The sequence below is a fragment of the Aurantibacter crassamenti genome (assembly GCF_016811105.1).
In the GTDB taxonomy this organism is placed as follows: domain Bacteria; phylum Bacteroidota; class Bacteroidia; order Flavobacteriales; family Flavobacteriaceae; genus Aurantibacter_A; species Aurantibacter_A crassamenti.
On sequence record NZ_JAFBGM010000001.1, the window covers coordinates 2,967,685 to 2,983,156 of the forward strand.

Consider the following 15,472-nt stretch of genomic DNA (forward strand, 5'->3'; position numbering starts at 1 on the left):
TTTGTATTTAGTATTTAAAATTAAATTGTACTATAAAATTGCGACCCAAATCGTCGGCGAAATATCGCTGACGATTTAAATAATCACGGTACGCTGTATTTAATAAATTATTGACCGTTAAACTTACTTGCAATTGATTTTTTTGTCCAATAGGAAATTGCATTTTTGAGTAAGCGGACAACAGGTGATAGGCTGGGGGTGTAGTATTTATTTGCAATAAAACATCTTGTTGTTGTTCTGGTGAAAAAACGATAATGTCTTCGGGAAATTCATTTTGACGAAATACATAATTACTCTCCAGTGAAATTTCAAAATCAGACCATTTTGGTCGATTAAAAGAAACTTTATTCCGAAAATTAGCTGCAGGAATATTTATCAAGGCCTTGTCAAAATCTAAATCTTTGCCTTTCACCAATGAAAATTTATGACTTGTACTCCAGTTCTTCCAAAAATTAGAATAGATGGAGGCGTCAAAGCCTACAATTCTAGCCGTTGTTTGCCTGTATGACCAAACTGGAAATGCCCCTCGAAGCGTAAATTCAACCCCTGTTGGTTCCAACAAAATGAAATCACTTAAAAAATTTACATAGGGTTCAAACGAATAAGCCCATAAATCATAATCAGCTTCTTTGGAAACTGAAAACTTGTGTGAGGTTTCACTTTTTATTCGCAAATCACCCAATTCAATTCGAGCCGCTGAGTGATGCAAACCGTCGCTAAAAAGTTCAGACGGGTTTGGCGCACGTTGGCCAAGAGCATAATTAAATCGAAGAGTTGATGAATTATCAACCTGATATTCCATTCCCAAGGTGCCAGATAAGTTATGATAATCAAATATTGGGTTTGTAAGCAACTGTGTACCCAAATCATCAATTACAATATCCTGAAATTGTTCATCATATCCACGTTCTTCCCACCGCGATGTACGGTAGAATTTCTTGGCATCAATACGATTATAATCATAGCGTAAACCGCCATCTACAGTTAAATTATCGCTAAAACGATACTCTCCAATAAGAAATAGTCCAACGTCATATTTCTTATAATCAGGTATCAATCTTCGCACACCGGTATCTGGATTTGCAAAATTATCTTGATACCGCCCCATTACACCAGTATGTAGCTTATACTTATATTCTGAATCCCATTTAAAGTCACTTGAAAATGTATGTGTGGTTAAATCAAGGTCAATAGATGCTTTGTTTGCATCATCACCAACACGAATGTCATACTCAAACCTTCTGTTTTTTTGAAAATCATATTGCACATTCAACTTGCCTAAACCTTGAAATCTTTTATAGAAATTAAGACTTCCGATATGATGTGCCACTTCTTGTCGTGGACTTTCAATATCATAAGTGAAGGATTCGATAATTGCAGGTTCTTGGCTGTTAATACTTTGAATTAAGTCATCAACATTACCAATATGCGAAGCTCTTAAAATTGCTAAATCACTTTCAAAATAAGAGTACTTTACATTAAACCCCCAATTGAACAATAGTTTTCCAAAATTAATTTTACCGGCCTTTTCTTGACTAGATGTATTAGAGAGAATGTAATTTGGAGCTTCTCGATCTCCTAGACGCTTTAACGAACCTTGCCCTTTAATAAAAAAGCCATTTTCAAAAACCTTTGTAAGTTCAGAACTAATATTACCACCCCTGCCATTGGTAACACCATTAATTACGGTTTTACCAAATAAAGTATCTTGTTCTTTAAATTTGGGTTGCTCAATGACAATAACACCCCCAATTGCATCGCCACCATATTGTAGCGCTGCTGCTCCTTTTATCACAGCAATTGAGCCAGAACCATTGATATCAATATTTGGTGCATGTTCTTCGCCCCATTCCATATCTTGCATTCGAACACCATCATTTAGAACAAGAACTCTACTACCATTTAGACCATGAATTGATGGTTTAACAATATTAGCACCGGTATTCAATGATGAAACTCCATTGATTTCTTTAAGTGCATCACCAATACTTTGGCTACTATATTGTTCAATAGTTTCGAGTTTTAATGTTTGCTCTAATGCTGAATTAGTTTTATTCTGAATACTAGAACCAACAATCTTTACTTCTTCAAGTTCTTCTAAATGATGTTCTAAACTTATTTCTTGATAAGTATCACCATCAATTAAAACGGTAATTAATTTCGTTTTACATTCTTCATGATAGACCTCAAGTTCAATATAGCCATCACATAGGTTTTCAATTCGAAATTTACCATTCAAACCCGTAACAACAGATTTCGTTGTTCCTGTAAGTAACACGGTGGCATTATGCAACGGTGTATTATCGTGAAAGTCGATAATTTCACCTAATAAAATGGAGTTGCAGTCTTGCGCATTAATGTTGCACGCAGCAATAATTGCGAACAACGCGATAGCGTACGTTCTCATAATTAATAAGTATAAATGAAATAGAAATTATGCGCCAAATTAAAGGCTCATAAATAGGGGGTAGGAACTAGGAGTCAGTTGGCGGACCTCTTAAAGAGAAATGAAGTTTTTGATATTTACTTAGGAAAAAATAGTTTGAAAATTGCTTTTCTTCTATTGGTGTAATTATACTGTAAGGGGTATTGTATTCAGTAATTACAAATTTTGTAGTGAAATGAAATTTTTGGTATTCGCAATTGAATTCTGCTTCATGAAGGTGAACAGTTTTCAAATCATCACAATCGATATCAACATGTTCATATAAAGCATGCGATAATTTTACAGCAACAGGCAATTGTAGCGCGGCAACCAAAATAAGTGCAACAATACTTTTAATAAAATTAGTGCTGGAACTATCCATAGCGCAAAAGTAACCAATTATTTGAATAGAAACCCAAGTCCCATACGACTTAACATTTTCTTCTCAAATTCCCAGAAAAATTTAAACTGACCTAAAAGCCATCCGTATATTACTAATAGTATTTGATAAAAGGGAAATATCAGAAGTATTCGTAGCAGCCAGTAAAGAGCTCCACCAAACCAGGCATTTGCAAATGATTCCCTATTCAAACCAATCCATTCTAAAAAGGGCTTAGCTACAAAAACAGCAGAAGACCCAGTAATTGAGAATACGATAAAAATGATGATGAGTTGAAAATTTGAGGATACACCCCAACGTTCTTTTAGTTTTTCCATAGTTTTTACTGCGCTGCAAATATATCTAAATACGTGGTAAAAATGGACCTAAACGCTGTCTGTATTTTCTTTGAAAGTAAATAAAGTAATTATATAGTTTATAATTTACTTCATACCCATAATCAATATGTGGACTATAATCAATTTGCAATTCATATAATCTTGAGTTGTATTGTTGCGGCTGCAATACTCTTTGATTCCAATTGGTAACATAGATTTGATTTCTATTCTCTAGATATGATTGTGAATAATAGCCTTCTGGTTTTGCTATGCTTAGAAGCCAAGAATTAAATCCGGGTTCAATAATTATTATTTCATATTCTGTTTCTTCATTTGCTATTTGAATAGTATCGCCGACTGTTTGGCTAAAAACAGCTTTTTCTTCATCTGAAATATCAGGAAGGTTTTCTGCTTTTTTTGTGGTGCCACAGCTAATTACAAAAATTACTAGTGCGGTTGTCATTAAGAGTTTTATAGTCTTTTCCATAGTTTTAAGATACAAAAAAACCGTCCACCAAAAAAGGAAGACGGTTTTGTATTATATATGAGTTGGAGATTTATTTTCCGAAAAGTCCACCTAAAAGGCCACCAATTCCTCCACTTTTTCCACCTAGAGCCATAGACGCTACGTCATCTAAGATACTACCATCACCATCTGAATCAAGAAAAGATTCGATAAGTGATTGTTGTTTATTAGCCGATTGTCCGCCACCCATTACGCTTCCTAATAAGTCACCAATACCATTAGCATCGCTTACATTACTTTGCTTAGTTTGTTTACCTAAATAACCCATTAATAATGGAGCAGCTACTTTAAGAATTGTTCCAATAGTGCCAGCGTCCATACCTGACTTTGAACTTAATGCATTTTCAACCTGTGGTTGTTTACCACCTAAAATATGACCTAAAATTCCAGCGCCATCATCCATAACAGATTGATCTACACCGCCGCCAAAAAGGCCACTTAAATTATCTAAAATTCCGCCGTCATGTTTTCCAGAAGAAAGTGCACTCATTAATCCTTGAGCACCTTCTGGTGTTGCTGCATTTTTTTTCATTGCTCCAAGCAATACAGGTAATGCCATACTAAGCACGCTTCCTGTTTGATCGGTTGACTGGCCTGTTTGACCTGCCACACCGCTTATTAATTGTTTACCCATTGGGCTACTCAATAAATCTAATAATCCTGACATTATAATTAGTGTTTAAAATTGTATGCGTAATGTACAAAAAAAAATAAATAACATTCTTTGAGTACCAGCTAAAGTTACTTTAACAACGCAGTAATTTGATTAGCAAGTTCTGTGCCAATTCGATCTTGTGCTTCACCTGTTGCTGCACCTATATGTGGTGTTAATGAAATATTTGGGTGCATTAAAATTTTCATCTCAGGTGTTGGCTCAGATTCAAATACATCTAAACACGCAAATGATAATTTATTACTTTCTAAGGCATTGATAAGTGCAACTTCATCAAGAACGCCACCACGAGCAGCATTTACAATTGCAGCCCCTGATTTCATTAAATCAAATTCTGATTTACCAATTACATATTCTTTTTGAGCAGGTACATGAAGAGTTATAAAATCTGCAGTTTTCAAAACATCCTCTTTTGAAAGACTTTTAAAGTTGAAGTCAATTGATTGTCCATTATAAAATGACAATGCTAGTGAAGCCTCATCCATAAAAGGATCATGATATATAACCTTCATACCAACACCAAGAGCTACTTTAGCAGTGGCCTGACCAATACGACCAAAACCAATTACACCAAGTATTTTACCTCTTAGCTCACTACCTTTTGCATAATTCTTTTTGAGCTGCTTAAATTTAGTGTCACCATCTAAAGGCATGTTTCGGTTTGCATCGTATAGAAAGCGAACACCGCCAAATAAATGTGCAAAAACCAACTCAGCAACAGACTCAGAAGATGCGGCTGGCGTATTTATAACATGTAGGCCCTTTTCTCGAGCATAGGTTACATCAATATTATCCATACCAACACCACCACGACCAATCAACTTTAGCGAAGGGCAACTATCAATTAAGTCTTTACGAACAGTAGTTGCACTTCTAACCAATAAACCAACAATTTGGTTTTCATTGATAAAATTTACAAGCTGTTCTTGAGCTACATTGGTAGTTAATACTTCAAAACCTTCATTTTGCATTGCATCTACACCTGTTTGTGAGATGCCGTCGTTGGCTAATATTTTCATTTTATTTTGATTGACGGTTATTTGCTGCTACTATCAGTTCTAAAAACTAATAGTTGACAACATTGAACAATTATCCTTTTCTTTCCATTTCACTCATTACATCAACTAATACGCCTACACTTTCTAATGAGAGCGCGTTGTACATTGATGCACGGTATCCACCAACAGAACGGTGTCCGTTTAAACCATTGATGCCAGCTTCTTTGCACAGCTTATCAAATTCCTCTTTCAATCGTTCATCAGTTAAAGTGAAAGTAGCATTCATATTAGAACGGTCTTCTTTTTTTGCATATCCTTCAAAAACCGGATTCAATTCAATCTCAGAATAGAGCAATTGTGCTTTTTTGTTATTGATTTCTTCAATAGCACTAATACCGCCAAGATTTTTAAGCCATTCTAATGTTAACATAGAAACATATACAGGAAAAACAGGAGGCGTATTAAACATACTGTCTTTGCTAATATGTACTTTATAATCTAACATAGAAGGTATTTGGCGCGAAACTTTACCTAAAATATCTTCTTTAATTACAACCAAAGTGGTTCCTGCAGGGCCCATATTTTTTTGAGCTCCAGCATAAATTAAATCGAATTGTGAAAAATCTAAAACTCTAGAAAATATATCAGAGCTCATATCACAAACTAAGGGCATGTTTACGGTAGGAAACTTTTTAATCTGTGTTCCAAAAATGGTATTATTTGAAGTTAGATGTAAATAATCTAAATCATTAGGTACAACATAACCTTTTGGTATATAGTTGTAATTTTCATCTTTTGAAGAGCCAACTTCAACAACTTCACCAAACAATTTGGCTTCTTTTATTGATTTATCAGCCCAAGTACCTGTATTTATATAGCCCGCTTTTTTCTCAAGAAGATTATAGGCAACCATTAAAAATTCAGTACTAGCACCGCCTTGTAAAAATAAGGCTTGGTACCCTTTACCTTCAAGACCCAATAATTCTAGGGCTAATGCACGGGCATTGTCCATAACCTCTACAAAGTCTTTGCTACGGTGTGAAATCTCAATTAGGGATAATCCCAATCCATTAAATTCGATTACAGCTTCAGAAGCTTTCTTCATTACTTCTTTTGGAAGGACACATGGGCCGGCACTAAAATTATGTTTTTGCATTTTATGCTAAATTAAGTTCAGTTACTTGATTTTTTTTAAGAACCCTAAAGGTCTTAAATTTCTAAGGAATTTGCGGTAGCTTAAACCAAGAATTATGTTATGTTTTTAACAGGAAGGCAATAGTATCGACTCCGTCTGCATAATCATTAAGTTTTGGCGTCTGTGTTTCACCAAAAATTATCTCATTGTCTAAGAAATTTGATGCTACAACACATTGCAAATGTTCTTCATCGTCTATCAACCGTTTTTTTAATGATTCTTCAGAAGAATAATACTCATAATTTAATGATGCAATAGGGGAACCATAACTTTTATCTTCCTTAAGAATTAAAAAGCCATTATCTAAAATAGCGAAATTACTCATTAAATATACCGCCTTGTTATAATCGTAATTATTAGCGTATTTATTCTGATTTACAATATCGCCAAAAGGAAAAATTGCCTTGAACAGAATATCAAAATCATAGTTCTTAGGCACAAATAATTTAGATACAGAACGGCAACCTAATCCGTAATAATGAAAAATATCTTTTCCTAAGGCTTCTAATTGCGAAGTAGTTTCATCACCCTTTATAACGGCAACAGAATTTCTATTTTTCCGAATTATATTGGGTTTTTTGCTAAAATAATATTCAAAATAACGAGAGGTGTTATTGCTTCCTGTGGCAATAACAACATCGAAATTCTCTAGTTTACCATCGCTAAATTCAATTTTATCCTTTAAAGTAGGTTCTTTTTCAATTAAAAAGCTTGCCAAAAAGGGTACTAATACTTTATCACTATCTGATAATTTTACAAGTGCTTTATTACCTGTAATTAGTACAGAAAGAAAATCATGAAACCCTACCAGCGGAATATTTCCGGCCATGATAATAGCTACAGTTTTCTGTTTGGGTGTTACATCTACTTCTGAATTATTGTATGTTGAGAGCCAAGCTGTTAACTCTTGTTCTGTTAATAAATCTGCCCAACTTTCAATAGCTAATACTACATTTTCTTTAGTAAACCATCCGTTTTTATGCCCAGCGAGTATGATAGTTTCTTCAAGTTTTTGCGACCAATCATCTTCATTGGCGGTTGACTCGAGAAATGCTCTTAGAAAACTTCCAAGAGACGCGAAAGCAATAATTGTTTTATTAAGGTCGTTCATATATTTGCGATAGATCTTTCTAGACTTTATCTTTGTAATTGCAAAATGCAAAAGTAAGAAGGTGAAATCGATTTTACCTACTTTTTAAGATTCTGCTGAAAAGCGAATTTCAGCACATAGAAATAGAAATTATGGCTATAATAATAACAGATGAATGTATCAATTGCGGGGCCTGTGAACCAGAATGCCCTAATACAGCAATATATGAAGGAGCAGATGAGTGGCGTTATTCAGATGGAACTTCATTAAAAGGAGACGTTGTACTTACTGATGGAAAGGCTGTAAACGCTGATGATGTTCAAGAACCTATAAGTGACGAGGTCTACTATATTGCACCTGACAAATGTACTGAGTGTATGGGCTTTCATGAAGAACCACAATGTGCGGCAGTTTGCCCAGTTGATTGTTGTATTCCTGATGAAGACCATGTAGAAAGCGAAGAAGTTTTACTTGGAAAGCAGGCATTTATGCATCCTGAGGGATAAAATAGTTTATAGACTAAAAATGTATAGTTGTACTTAAGAATTTAAGTTGTAACATACTTTTTTTTTAAACTCTAAAAATAAAAAGGGGAATTTCTACTTAGTAGAAATTCCCCTTTTTAAGTAAGTATTACTTTCTATTTCAGTGTAAAGTTCACACGTGCAAATAAGAATCGACCACCAATTCCGAATTGCTGTGCTCTTCTAGACCAATCAAAACGACCATCACTTCTATTACCGAAAGCAGCGTCAGCCATATCTGGATAAACATCAAGTAAGTTATTTGCACCAACGGTAAACGTAAGGGCAGGAAACACTTTATATCCTAATGAAAGATCAGTAACTACTTTAGTGCCAAAGACTTGTTGGTTTGCAACTGTAGTTGTTGCTTCAGTAACTTCACCAAAATAAACGTTACGTAAAAAGACAACAAATTTCTCTGAAGTAAGGCTATTTGAAAGATTAATCTTTGTTCTTGGTACAGCCTCTTCTAAATAAACACGGCTATCTTCAGGAAAGTATGTATCTATCAAACCTGCATTTCTTAAAACGTCTGAAGCTTTAATATCACCAACTTTTCTTGTTTTTGAGAAAGTACCTGCTAAATCTGATTTTAACCTCCATTTATCACTAAGCGTAGCTTTATGTGTTAAAACCACATCGACTCCAGATGATTCTGTATCAATTGCATTTGCAAAAAACGCAGCTGCTGTCGCATTAGCTTGACTTAATAAATTATCAAGCTCTGTTCCTGTCCCAGGACCACTAAATTGACCTGTATAAACAACTCTATCATTAATACGAACATAATAGCCATCAACAGTAAGAGTTAAGTTTGCATCAGGCATCTTAGCTGTAATACCAGCACTAACACTACTCGATGTTTCTTGCTTTAATTGAGGAATACCTAATAAATTTGCAGCTCTACTATCATTAGAGAATGTACCAACTTCTTGTGGATTACCATTTTGATCAAAAATAGTTGCCGTAGCATTAAAGTTAATTTGATGTAATGAAGGCGCTCTAAAACCAGTATTAAAAGCTGCACGTACATTTACATTATCACTTATCTTATATCTTGAAGCTAATTTAAAATTAATGGTAGAACCAAAATCACTATAATTTTCAAAACGAGTTGCGAAACTAGTTAAGAAGCGTTCAGAGAAATCAGCTTCTACATCAATATAACCAGCAACACTACTGCGACCTCTAGACAATTCATTTTTAGGTCCGAAACCAGGAAAAACTTGCGATCCACCAGGTCTTGAGTTTCCAAAGAAATCAACTGAAGCACTTTGCGCAGCAGAAGTGATAGCAGTACCATCAGCAGTATATTGTTGATATGACGCAGGTTCACCAGCAACTATTTCATAATTCTCAACTCTATATTCACCACCAAAAGCTACATTCAGACCATCCATGATATCATCATAGAATTGATTGATATCTAGATTAGTAGTATTCTGAGCAAAAGAGAATCCACCTGCATCAAAAGTAGTAGGCGAAGAACTTTGTAATGAAGCATTGAATGTATTACCTATAGTAAAATCAAAAGCATTCTTTCCGTACGTATTACTGAAATCTACATTCCATTCACCAATTTTACCTTTAATACCTGCAGAGAAAGATTTATCTTGAATTGCTGAATTAATTTCAGGTAAAAAACCATTTATATAAGCAGGAGTAAAAGTTCTACTTTGGTTTGGCAATCGATAAAAACCTGCTGAATTTCCAGTTCTAGAGCTGATACCTGCAAATGAGTATATTTCGGTACCATTGTCATCAAGTGGCAAAGCAAAGTTTGCAAAAAATCGACCACCACGTACTGCTGATTGCCCAACACGCATGTTGTAATCACTTCTTTGTTGTCCTCTAGCTGATAGCTCCGAATCAGTCGCATCTGCACCTAATACAGTTCTTAAATCTTCTTTGGTAGTTGCACCATTTAGATTTATACCAGCACTTTGCGAATATTGAATAACATCAGCAACATCATCATCAAGTAAATTAACAGTATTGTATCCGTCAGCATTCGCAACACGCTCAACTACATTATAATTGTTAAATATAGAACCTTCCCATTCTTTCATTCGACTATAATCTTGACGAACATCAAAATCACCAGAAAAGTTAATAAAACCACCGCGTTCACCTATACCTAAACCATAACTTGCAGCGAAGTTTGTAGTTGCACCATCAACACCACCAGTTTGATTGTTTGCATGTTTTGCAAAATTAGCACCTGTAGTAATTGTTGTTGTTAGTTCATTAATACTCTTGTTAAGTACAATATTTATAACACCAGCTATGGCATCTGAACCATATTGTGCTGCTGCACCATCACGAAGTACTTCTATACGTTGAATGGCAGAAGCAGGAATCGCATTTAAATCAGTACCAACACTACCACGACCAAAAGTTCCATTTACGTTCACCAATGATGAAGTATGTCTTCTTTTACCATTGATTAAAACTAAAACTTGATCCGGTCCTAATCCTCTTAAAGAAGCAGGGTCAACGTGATCCGTACCATCAGAAATTGTTTGTGTATTTGATGTAAAAGAAGGTGCCACGTAATTTAATATCTGATTTAAGTTAACTTGTGGCGCAATATTATTTAACTCTTTGATGTCAATAACATCAACAGGTACGGTACTTTCAGTAGCAGTTCTATTTGGGTTTCTAGAACCTATAACAACAGCTTCTGCTAATTGAACACCTTCTGATAATACTGCATTAACCGTAGAGCGACCACCAATACTTTCTTCAACAGTGCTAAACCCGATATAACTAAATACCAATGTAGCATCATCGCCTACAGTAATTTCATAGTTACCATCAAAATCCGTAGAGGTACCATTTGACGTACCTTTTTCTACAATATTTACACCTGCTAAAGGTTCGCCATTTTGGTCAGAAACTAATCCGGTTACTGTATTTTGAAGAACAGATAAATCATTATTGGTTGAAAAGTTAATAGCCTTAATCGTTTTTACTTTTGCAACTTTAGTCCTCTTAACCTTCTTTTTATTGACCACGTAATATTTATTTCCTAAATATTCAAAGTCAAAATTAGTATGTGACTCCAGACGATTTATAATTTTACCTAGTGAATTAAATCGATATTCTTCTGGATTTAAATTAGCGCCAGAGATAACTACTGGATTGTACGTGAAAAACACTTTATGAGTTTCACTGATATCATCAAGAAAATCAGCAAGTGCCACTGAATTCTCAGATTTTAATACGTTTTTATCGGAGGCTGCATTGGTTGATATTCCTGTAAACAGGAATGCCATAAGCAGCACATTTAATATTCGTTTTACATTCATAACGTTCAGTTTTAATTATTTGAGTTTTTAAAGAGTATGAGTTTATTGTCTTTATTGACAATTTGGGTTCCTGTCGATTTTTCTATTGCTGACAAGCAAATTTTAAGATTTTGATTGGGTATTCCCCCAGTTAATAATTGATGTTTAAGTTCTTCATCATTAAATTCAATAACAACACCGTAGGCATGCTTAACGTTTTTCATCACTTCTTCTAAAGTGATATTATTAAAAACATAAGTGTCTTCACGCCACAAAGCATAAGGCAATTCTGTTGTTAATTTTTGTTGTGATATCCTATTATTTTCTTTAGAGAAAGAAACGAGCTCCCCTGGTACCATCTCTGTTGTATCACCATTATCTAATACAAGGTGAATAGAGCCTTCATCTAACAAAACATCAGTCTTTTTCTCGCGCGTATTCACATGAAATTGCGTACCATAAACCTCTACTTTTAAATCTTTAGTATTGACCCAAAATTTAGCTTTGGTAGCTGGTATAGACTTAACCTTAAAATAAGCTTCTCCCTTAAGCGCTATATTTCTTGTATCTTCTTTGCTGTATTTGATTTCTGAATTTCCGTTTAAAACAACAGAAGTTCCATCAGGTAGTTTTAAATTGATAATCTCACCGAAGCCAGTTTTATGAGTTACTTCAGAAGAACTATTTAAGGCAATATTCCCAAAAACGATGACAAGTAATCCAATAGCAGCAACAGCTGAATATTTGATAAACTTAGCACGGGGGTTTCTGTTAATGGGAATCACCTTCTTAGCATCTTCAATTTCTTTTTTCAATGATATTTGCGCAAGAACAGCATTAAGTTCTTTATTAATTTTTTCTTCGGGAAGTATATCCTTCTTAAAGGCAATACCAATAATAATATCTCTGGCGGTGTACACAGTTTCTATTGTATCAGGATGCTCACGAATCCATTTCTCCCAAAATGCCATATCGTTTTGATTAGACTTTTTGGCCCAATTGTTAAAGGAAGAATCTTTTAGTAAAATCTCTAGAAGAGATTGGTTGCATTTGCCCATAATATAAGTGCTTCATTAGTAAAGAGAACTACCAAATGAATTTATACCCTATTTTTTTGAAGAAATTTTAATTCAGGTTGAAAACCTGCTTTATTTCATGCTTTTCTAAGTGATGTCTCAGTTTAGTAAAAGCTTTTTGTAATGTATTAAGAACACTCTGATATGATATATCCATTACCTCTGAGATTCTATTGGTAGGCAATTCACTATAGTATTTGAGATAAATGGCTTCTCGTTCTCTAGTTGACAAACTATTTAATAATATAGCTACGGCTTCCTTTCTGATTTTGGTTAATTCTTGCTTAACCATTAACTCTTCAGAAGAAAACTCAAATGCGGTTGAATTCTCTTGGGCCAAATTTAAGTCGGTATATTTTCTTTCCTTTTTTAGGCTCTTTAAGAGTGCCCTTCTAAATGAAACAAAAAGATATGATTTTACATGTTTTACAGTACCAAAGGTGGTTCGATTATCATATAAATAGATAAAGAAGTTTTGAAGACAATCTTCTGTAATTTCAGAATTGCTAGAAATTTTTAAACCATAATTATGAAGTGGATCATAAAACAATTTAAAAAGTGTTGAAAAAGCGTTTAAATCGCCTTCAACAAATAATAACCATATTGCCTTTTCTGATGATTCGTTCATGTAAGAATTTTCTCAGTATTTACAATATAGCATAATTTGTCATAACATAATTAATTAATAATCAATTACTTTCATCGTTAACGTTAACAGAGTAAAATAAAGGTCAATCAATCATAATATTATGCATTTTTATAATAAAACAATTTAATACAAACGGCTATCTTTGCGCTCAAATTAGAAATCAAATGAAAGCAGGTATCGTAGGATTACCCAACGTTGGAAAATCTACTCTTTTTAATTGTCTCTCAAATGCGAAAGCTCAGAGTGCAAATTTCCCGTTTTGTACTATTGAACCAAATATTGGTGTTGTTAATGTACCAGATTCAAGATTAGAGAAGTTAGAAGAATTGGTAAATCCAGAACGTGTATTACCAGCAACAGTTGAGATTGTTGATATTGCAGGTTTGGTAAAAGGAGCCAGTAAAGGCGAAGGACTTGGTAATCAGTTCTTAGGCAACATTAGAGAAACCGATGCAATCTTACACGTACTACGTTGCTTTGATAATGATAATATTGTTCATGTTGATGGTTCAGTAGACCCTATTAGAGATAAGGAAACCATTGATATGGAGCTGCAGCTAAAAGATCTTGAAACGGTAGATAAAAAGTTAGAGAAAGTTAAGCGCGCCGCTAGAACTGGAAATAAAGAAGCTCAGAAAGAAGAAGCTATTTTACAAAAAATAAAGGAAGGCTTAGAAGCCGGAACATCAGTTCGTGCTATTGAAATAGCTGAAGATGATCGTCTTGAATTTGTATTACCCTTGCAGTTTATTACCGATAAGCCAGTAATGTATGTATGCAATGTAGATGAAGATGCAGCTGTTTCTGGTAACGCTTATGTTGATAAAGTAAAAGCTACAGTTGCCAATGAAAATGCAGAAGTAGTAGTTTTAGCCGTTGGTACAGAAGCAGATATTACTGAATTAGAGACCTATGAAGAGCGGCAAATGTTTCTTGAAGATTTAGGTCTTTCTGAACCAGGATCTGCAAAACTAATACGAGGTGCTTATTCATTACTTAATCTTGAAACATATTTCACAGCAGGTGTAAAAGAAGTTCGCGCATGGACAATTCCTGTGGGAGCAACAGCACCTCAAGCTGCCGGTGTAATTCATACCGATTTTGAGAAAGGATTTATTAGAGCGGAAGTAATAGCTTATTCTGATTATGTGACTTTTGGTAGCGAAGCAAAGGTTAAAGAAGCAGGTAAAATGCGCGTAGAAGGCAAAGAATATGTTGTAAAAGACGGTGATGTCATGCATTTTAGATTTAATGTATAATTGATAAGTGCGGGTTTTGAACCTCGTATTTATAAAATAAAGTAGCCTTTCAATTTTCTTTGGAAGGCTATTTTTGTTTCATGATTATACAATCATCTAAAACAAGTATTGGAATTTTATTTGCAATTCTAGGCGTTGTACTATTTTCAGCTAAGGCCGTGATGGTTAAACTGGCCTATATATATAATGTTGACCATTTGACTTTGTTATTATTTCGGGTGGTTTTCGCACTACCTTTTTATGTGCTTATTGCCTTAAATTTAAAAACACCACAACGCGCACAAGAAATAAAATCTAAAGATTATTTGTGGCTAATAATTTTCGGTATTTTGGGTTATTATTTGGCAAGCCTTTTTGATTTTATGGGATTGCAATTTATAAAAGCTGGCTTAGAACGAATTATACTTTTTATTTATCCAACAATAGTAGTTTTGCTCTCTTGGGTGTTCTTTAAAAAGAAGCTATCTAGAAATCAGTTCATAGCTATAATAATCACTTACATTGGTGTATTGGTAACCTTTTGGGATGAAATAGGTATATCAAGTGATAGCATTTACTGGGGTGGATTTTTAATTTTCTTAAGTGCATTTACCTATGCAGCCTATCTTGTTGGTAGCGGTTGGTTGATTCCTAAATTTGGCGTTTTGCGTTTCACTTCGTATGCAATGATTGTTTCAACACTCTGCATTATAATTCATTATGCTGTTGTTTCTGATTTCGATTTATTTAACTATCCAAATGAAGTATATTATTTAGGATTAGCAATGGCAGTTTTTTCAACACTACTTCCTTCGTTTTTAGTTTCTGAAGCCATTAAGCGTTTGGGAGCCTCTACATTTTCAATTTTCGGAAGTTTGGGTCCTATTTCTACCATAATTTTGGCATTCTTCTTTTTAGACGAACGTATTACCTATCTACAAATTTTCGGAATGATGATTGTCATAGCGGGCGTTACATTGGTTTCTTTAAATAAAAAGAATAGGTTAACGAAGTGATTGTTGGCTTGTAACTATCAACAATCCCCGCATTTTCTTTGTTAATTACTTTATA

The 15,472-nt window shown here is 34.3% G+C and carries 14 protein-coding genes; 3 read left to right on the plus strand and 11 right to left on the minus strand.

Annotation, left to right across the window (positions count from 1 at the left end):
• Positions 1 to 7: 7 nt before the first annotated feature.
• From JQC67_RS12175 to JQC67_RS12210, 8 genes are all read right to left on the minus strand, one after another.
• On the minus strand, positions 8 to 2,407 hold the full coding sequence (locus tag JQC67_RS12175; protein WP_203253078.1) for a TonB-dependent receptor: 2,400 nt from the start codon (positions 2,405 to 2,407) through the stop codon (positions 8 to 10).
• Between the two features lie 67 nt (positions 2,408 to 2,474).
• Complete coding sequence (locus JQC67_RS12180) at positions 2,475 to 2,807, minus strand: hypothetical protein (RefSeq protein WP_203253079.1); 333 nt, start codon at positions 2,805 to 2,807, stop codon at positions 2,475 to 2,477.
• A 17-nt stretch (positions 2,808 to 2,824) separates the two neighbouring features.
• A complete protein-coding gene (locus tag JQC67_RS12185; protein WP_203253080.1) occupies positions 2,825 to 3,142 on the minus strand; it encodes a DUF6787 family protein in 318 nt (105 codons plus the stop codon).
• A gap of 25 nt (positions 3,143 to 3,167) precedes the next feature.
• Positions 3,168 to 3,629, minus strand: coding sequence for a DUF6146 family protein (locus JQC67_RS12190; protein WP_203253081.1), 462 nt, complete (start codon positions 3,627 to 3,629; stop codon positions 3,168 to 3,170).
• Positions 3,630 to 3,699: 70 nt separating this feature from the next.
• Positions 3,700 to 4,335, minus strand: a complete 636-nt coding sequence (locus JQC67_RS12195) for a DUF937 domain-containing protein (RefSeq protein WP_203253082.1) — start codon at positions 4,333 to 4,335, stop codon at positions 3,700 to 3,702.
• A 74-nt stretch (positions 4,336 to 4,409) separates the two neighbouring features.
• Complete coding sequence (locus JQC67_RS12200; RefSeq protein WP_203253083.1) at positions 4,410 to 5,360, minus strand: D-2-hydroxyacid dehydrogenase; 951 nt, start codon at positions 5,358 to 5,360, stop codon at positions 4,410 to 4,412.
• A 70-nt stretch (positions 5,361 to 5,430) separates the two neighbouring features.
• Positions 5,431 to 6,495 (minus strand): 3-phosphoserine/phosphohydroxythreonine transaminase, encoded by a 1,065-nt coding sequence (serC, locus tag JQC67_RS12205; protein ID WP_203253084.1) that lies wholly within the window; start codon positions 6,493 to 6,495, stop codon positions 5,431 to 5,433.
• A 97-nt stretch (positions 6,496 to 6,592) separates the two neighbouring features.
• Positions 6,593 to 7,645: an acyl-CoA reductase gene (locus JQC67_RS12210; protein ID WP_203253085.1), complete on the minus strand. Its 1,053-nt coding sequence runs from the start codon at positions 7,643 to 7,645 to the stop codon at positions 6,593 to 6,595.
• Positions 7,646 to 7,776: 131 nt separating this feature from the next.
• Between JQC67_RS12210 and JQC67_RS12215 the strand changes: the two genes are divergently transcribed.
• On the plus strand, positions 7,777 to 8,130 hold the full coding sequence (locus JQC67_RS12215) for a 4Fe-4S dicluster domain-containing protein (RefSeq protein WP_203253086.1): 354 nt from the start codon (positions 7,777 to 7,779) through the stop codon (positions 8,128 to 8,130).
• A gap of 134 nt (positions 8,131 to 8,264) precedes the next feature.
• Here the strand turns inward: JQC67_RS12215 and JQC67_RS12220 are convergent, their stop codons facing one another.
• The 3 genes from JQC67_RS12220 to JQC67_RS12230 form a co-directional block, all read right to left on the minus strand.
• Complete coding sequence (locus tag JQC67_RS12220; protein WP_203253261.1) at positions 8,265 to 11,426, minus strand: TonB-dependent receptor; 3,162 nt, start codon at positions 11,424 to 11,426, stop codon at positions 8,265 to 8,267.
• 44 nt (positions 11,427 to 11,470) lie between these two features.
• Positions 11,471 to 12,496 (minus strand): FecR family protein, encoded by a 1,026-nt coding sequence (locus tag JQC67_RS12225; RefSeq protein WP_203253087.1) that lies wholly within the window; start codon positions 12,494 to 12,496, stop codon positions 11,471 to 11,473.
• 67 nt (positions 12,497 to 12,563) lie between these two features.
• Positions 12,564 to 13,142 (minus strand): RNA polymerase sigma factor, encoded by a 579-nt coding sequence (locus tag JQC67_RS12230; RefSeq protein ID WP_203253088.1) that lies wholly within the window; start codon positions 13,140 to 13,142, stop codon positions 12,564 to 12,566.
• A gap of 185 nt (positions 13,143 to 13,327) precedes the next feature.
• Here JQC67_RS12230 and ychF point away from each other — a divergent pair, with 185 nt between their 5' ends.
• Complete coding sequence (gene ychF / locus JQC67_RS12235) at positions 13,328 to 14,422, plus strand: redox-regulated ATPase YchF (protein WP_203253089.1); 1,095 nt, start codon at positions 13,328 to 13,330, stop codon at positions 14,420 to 14,422.
• An 80-nt stretch (positions 14,423 to 14,502) separates the two neighbouring features.
• Positions 14,503 to 15,417 carry a DMT family transporter gene (locus JQC67_RS12240; RefSeq protein WP_203253090.1) on the plus strand — a complete coding sequence of 305 codons (915 nt, stop codon included), beginning with the start codon at positions 14,503 to 14,505 and terminating at the stop codon, positions 15,415 to 15,417.
• Positions 15,418 to 15,472: the final 55 nt, after the last annotated feature.

Coding starts and splice junctions, on each gene's coding strand:
- JQC67_RS12175 (WP_203253078.1), bottom strand. CDS start 2,407: ATGAGAACGTACGCTATCGCGTTGTTCGCAATTATTGCTGCGTGCAAC.
- JQC67_RS12180 (WP_203253079.1), bottom strand. CDS start 2,807: ATGGATAGTTCCAGCACTAATTTTATTAAAAGTATTGTTGCACTTATT.
- JQC67_RS12185 (WP_203253080.1), bottom strand. CDS start 3,142: ATGGAAAAACTAAAAGAACGTTGGGGTGTATCCTCAAATTTTCAACTC.
- JQC67_RS12190 (WP_203253081.1), bottom strand. CDS start 3,629: ATGGAAAAGACTATAAAACTCTTAATGACAACCGCACTAGTAATTTTT.
- JQC67_RS12195 (WP_203253082.1), bottom strand. CDS start 4,335: ATGTCAGGATTATTAGATTTATTGAGTAGCCCAATGGGTAAACAATTA.
- JQC67_RS12200 (WP_203253083.1), bottom strand. CDS start 5,360: ATGAAAATATTAGCCAACGACGGCATCTCACAAACAGGTGTAGATGCA.
- serC (WP_203253084.1), bottom strand. CDS start 6,495: ATGCAAAAACATAATTTTAGTGCCGGCCCATGTGTCCTTCCAAAAGAA.
- JQC67_RS12210 (WP_203253085.1), bottom strand. CDS start 7,645: ATGAACGACCTTAATAAAACAATTATTGCTTTCGCGTCTCTTGGAAGT.
- JQC67_RS12215 (WP_203253086.1), top strand. CDS start 7,777: ATGGCTATAATAATAACAGATGAATGTATCAATTGCGGGGCCTGTGAA.
- JQC67_RS12220 (WP_203253261.1), bottom strand. CDS start 11,426: ATGGCATTCCTGTTTACAGGAATATCAACCAATGCAGCCTCCGATAAA.
- JQC67_RS12225 (WP_203253087.1), bottom strand. CDS start 12,496: ATGGGCAAATGCAACCAATCTCTTCTAGAGATTTTACTAAAAGATTCT.
- JQC67_RS12230 (WP_203253088.1), bottom strand. CDS start 13,142: ATGAACGAATCATCAGAAAAGGCAATATGGTTATTATTTGTTGAAGGC.
- ychF (WP_203253089.1), top strand. CDS start 13,328: ATGAAAGCAGGTATCGTAGGATTACCCAACGTTGGAAAATCTACTCTT.
- JQC67_RS12240 (WP_203253090.1), top strand. CDS start 14,503: ATGATTATACAATCATCTAAAACAAGTATTGGAATTTTATTTGCAATT.